Annotated in this window: 2 protein-coding genes; one reads left to right on the top strand and one right to left on the bottom strand. The window is 64.4% G+C overall.

All coding sequences use genetic code 11. The annotated features are described in order from the left end of the window. Positions 1 to 183: 183 nt before the first annotated feature. Positions 184 to 870 carry an orotate phosphoribosyltransferase gene (locus ACTHN9_RS00010; RefSeq protein ID WP_440534695.1) on the bottom strand — a complete coding sequence of 229 codons (687 nt, stop codon included), beginning with the start codon at positions 868 to 870 and terminating at the stop codon, positions 184 to 186. 339 nt (positions 871 to 1209) lie between these two features. Between ACTHN9_RS00010 and ACTHN9_RS00005 the strand changes: the two genes are divergently transcribed. Continuing rightward, a complete protein-coding gene (locus ACTHN9_RS00005; RefSeq protein ID WP_440534694.1) occupies positions 1210 to 3480 on the top strand; it encodes an NADP-dependent malic enzyme in 2271 nt (756 codons plus the stop codon). Positions 3481 to 3791: the final 311 nt, after the last annotated feature.

The following is a 3791-nucleotide window of genomic DNA, read 5'->3' as shown; positions in this document are numbered from 1 at the left end:
AGCTCGGGGCCGCCGGCGACGCGGAACTGATCGAATACGCGCGGGCCAACGGGCTGGCGCATCGGGGGATGACGTACGACGAGGCGTCGTAGCGGGAGAGGGAGAGGAGGGCAGCGGCGGGGCCCGGAGGGGCGCGGGCGGGTTGTCCGCCTGCGCGCTGCTCCTCCCGCGACGAGCGCTGGCTTACTGCGGCGTCGCCGTCGCTCCGCCATGCGCGGCCGACCACTGGGCCGGCGCGTTCAAGAACTTCTCGACTTCATCGAGCGTCTTGGCGTCGAAGTAGCCCGATGCCTTCGCGACGCGCAGCACGTCCCACCAGGTCGCGAGCGCGTGCAGATCGACGTCGATATCCTTCAGGACCGATACGCTTTCCTTGAAGATGTTGTAGTGGAACAGCACGAAGCAATGGTTCACGCGGGCGCCGGCCGTGCGCAGCGCGTTCACGAAGTTGATCTTGCTGCGGCTGTCGGTCGTCAGATCTTCGACGAGCAGCACGCGCGAACCTTCTTCCAGGTGGCCTTCGATCTGTGCGTTGCGGCCGAAACCCTTCGGCTTTTTGCGCACGTATTGCATCGGCAGCATCATGCGGTCGGCGATCCAGGCCGCGAACGGAATGCCGGCCGTTTCGCCGCCGGCCACGGCGTCGATCTGCTCGTAGCCGACGTCGCGCAAGATGGTGGCTTCGGCCATTTCCATGAGGCCACGGCGCACGCGCGGGTAGGAAATCAGCTTACGGCAGTCGATATAGACCGGGCTTGCCCAGCCGGACGTGAAGATGAACGGCTTTTCGGCGTTGAAGTGCACCGCTTGCACTTCGAGCAGAATCTTGGCGGTCGTATCGGAGATCGTTTGGCGATCGAAGCCTGTCATGGGCAAATCCTTCGGAATGATGGCGTGTGGTGCATCAGCGTGCACAAGGCGGGCGGGTCGCCCTCGGGCAGCAGGTTGGCTTGCTGCGCGCGTAGGCCGGTATTTTACCCGAGTTCGGCGCGGCTCCCTCTGGCAAGCGAGATTAGGGGGTGTACACTAGGCGCCCCGCAAATCGCTCGCGCGCATGCTCCGCTACCCGCGAGAGTTCCCGGCGCCGCGCCCACCCGGCGCAAGTCGAGGCCGCTGCGGCCGCCGCAGTCGCCATCCGCCGACTGGCCCAGCGCGGCGCCAAGCGCGAGCGTGTCGGCCCAAATTCTTTACGTCTCGCAGGCAAAAACCATGGACGAACAACTGAAGCAAAGCGCCCTCGCATACCATCAGAACCCTAGGCCCGGCAAGATTTCGGTCACGCCCACGAAGCCGCTGTCGAACCAGCTCGATCTGTCGCTCGCGTACTCTCCGGGCGTTGCCGCCGCGTGCGAGGCGATCCACGCCGATCCGCTCGATGCGCAGAAGTACACCTCGCGCGGCAACCTGGTCGGCGTCGTGACGAACGGCACTGCGGTGCTGGGCCTCGGCAATATCGGCCCGCTGGCCGCCAAGCCGGTCATGGAAGGCAAGGGGTGCTTGTTCAAGAAGTTCGCCGGCATCGACGTCTTCGATATCGAACTGTCCGAATCCGACCCCGACAAGCTCGTCGAAGCGATCGCGATGCTCGAGCCGACGCTCGGCGGCATCAACCTCGAAGACATCAAGGCGCCCGAGTGCTTCTACATCGAGCAGAAGCTGCGCGAGCGCATGAAGATCCCCGTCTTCCACGACGATCAGCACGGCACGGCGATCATCGCTTCGGCGGCCATCCTGAACGGCTTGAAGGTGGTGGGCAAAGAACTGTCGAAGGTCAAGCTCGTGTGCTCGGGTGCCGGTGCGGCCGCCATCGCTTGCCTCGATTTGCTCGTCAAGCTCGGCTTGTCCAAGCAGAACGTGCTCGTGGCCGATTCGAAGGGCGTCATCTACGAAGGGCGCGGCAACCTCGATCCGTCGAAGGCGCGCTATGCCGCCGCGACCGACGCGCGCACGCTGGCCGACGCGATCAAGTCGGCCGATGTTTTCCTCGGCTGCTCGAGCGCCGGCGTGCTCAAGCCGGAAATGGTGAAGGACATGGGCAACAGGCCGTTGATCCTGGCACTCGCCAATCCCGAGCCGGAAATTCGTCCCGAAGACGCCAAGGCCGCGCGGCCGGATGCAATCATCGCGACGGGCCGCTCCGACTACCCGAACCAGGTCAACAACGTCCTGTGCTTCCCGTTCATCTTCCGCGGCGCGCTGGACGTCGGCGCGACGACGATCACGGAAGAAATGAAGCTCGCTTGCGTGCGTGCGATCGCCGAGCTGGCCGAGGAAACGGATCAGGGCGACGAAGTGGCGAAGGCCTATGAAGGCCATTCGCTCGAGTTCGGTCCCGAGTACCTGATTCCGAAGCCGTTCGATCCGCGCCTGATCATCAAGATCGCGCCGGCCGTTGCGCAGGCGGCGATGGATTCGGGCGTGGCCACGCGTCCGATCCAAGACATGGACGCTTATCGCGAGCAACTGGGCGCGACCGTCTACCGCACGGGCATGGTCATGCGTCCCGTGTTCGCGGCCGCGAAGCAAAAGGGTGCCCGCATCGTGTTCGCCGAGGGCGAGGACGAACGCGTGCTGCGCGCCGCGCAGTTCGTGCTGATGGAGAGAATCGCCAAGCCGATCATCGTCGGGCGCCCGGCCGTGGTCGAAATGCGCTTGCAGAAGATGGGTTCGAAGCTGAAGGCCGGCGTCGATTTCGAGATCGTCAATCCCGAGGACGATCCGCGCTTCACGCAAAGCTGGCAGCTCTATCACGAGATCGGCGCGCGCGACGGCGTGACGCCCGAAATCGCGAAGGCCGCGATGCGCAAGTTCAATACGTTGATCGGGGCGATCCTGATCCGCCTTGGACAGGCCGACGGCATGATCTGCGGCATGATCGACACGTACCACAGCCATTTGAAGTTCGTCGAGCAAGTGCTCGGCCGTGCGCCGCAAGCCGAGCATTACGCGGCGATGAACTTGCTGATGCTGCCGGGGCGCAATCTCTTCATTTGCGACACCTACGTCAACGAAGTGCCGAGCGCCGAGCAACTGGCCGACATGGCGATTCTGGCTGCGCGCGAGATCGAGCGTTTCGGTATCGTGCCGAAGATCGCGCTGCTGTCGAATTCGAATTTCGGTAGCGCCCCTTCATCGTCGTCGCAGCGGATGGCTGCCGCGCGCAAGCTGATTGCCGAACGTGCGCCGCAACTCGAAGTGGACGGCGAAATGCACGGCGATGCGGCGTTGTCGGAGGCGATCCGCAAGCAGTCGTTCCCGGGTACCACGCTCACGGGCGAAGCGAATCTGCTGTTGATGCCGAACGTCGAAGCCGCGAACATCACGTACAACCTGCTGAAGATGGTCGGCGGGGAAGGCGTGACCGTCGGGCCGTTCTTGCTCGGCGCCGCCAAGCCGGTGCACATCCTGACGCCGGCCGCGACGGTGCGGCGCATCATCAACATGACGGCTGTGGCTGCCGCGAACGCGCGGGCGGAGTAGGCGTTAGTGTAGGGCGATAAAACCTTTGCCTGATCGGTGCTGCGGGTGGCGCCGATCGGGTTAGTTGGTCTGCAAAGCGTCGATGTCGGCGCTTTTTTTTCGTTCGGGTGCCTGCTTATTGGCGGTAGTGGTCATAGCCGCTGGGGTGTCGGGGCCCGCTTCCGTCGACCGGCATTTAACGCCACCCGCGGCCCCCCACACCCCAGCGGCGAAACGCGCGGTGGGCCCGAAAAAGATCGTGGACGGTGAACAACCGCTGGTGTCTTAAGCGTGTGAGTGCTTTTCGGTCGGTGGGGCGGGCGGGCCCTTGC

This window comes from Trinickia sp., from assembly GCF_051953405.1.
Classification (GTDB): Bacteria; Pseudomonadota; Gammaproteobacteria; order Burkholderiales; family Burkholderiaceae; genus Trinickia.
This window is presented reverse-complemented; position numbering and strand designations above follow the sequence as displayed.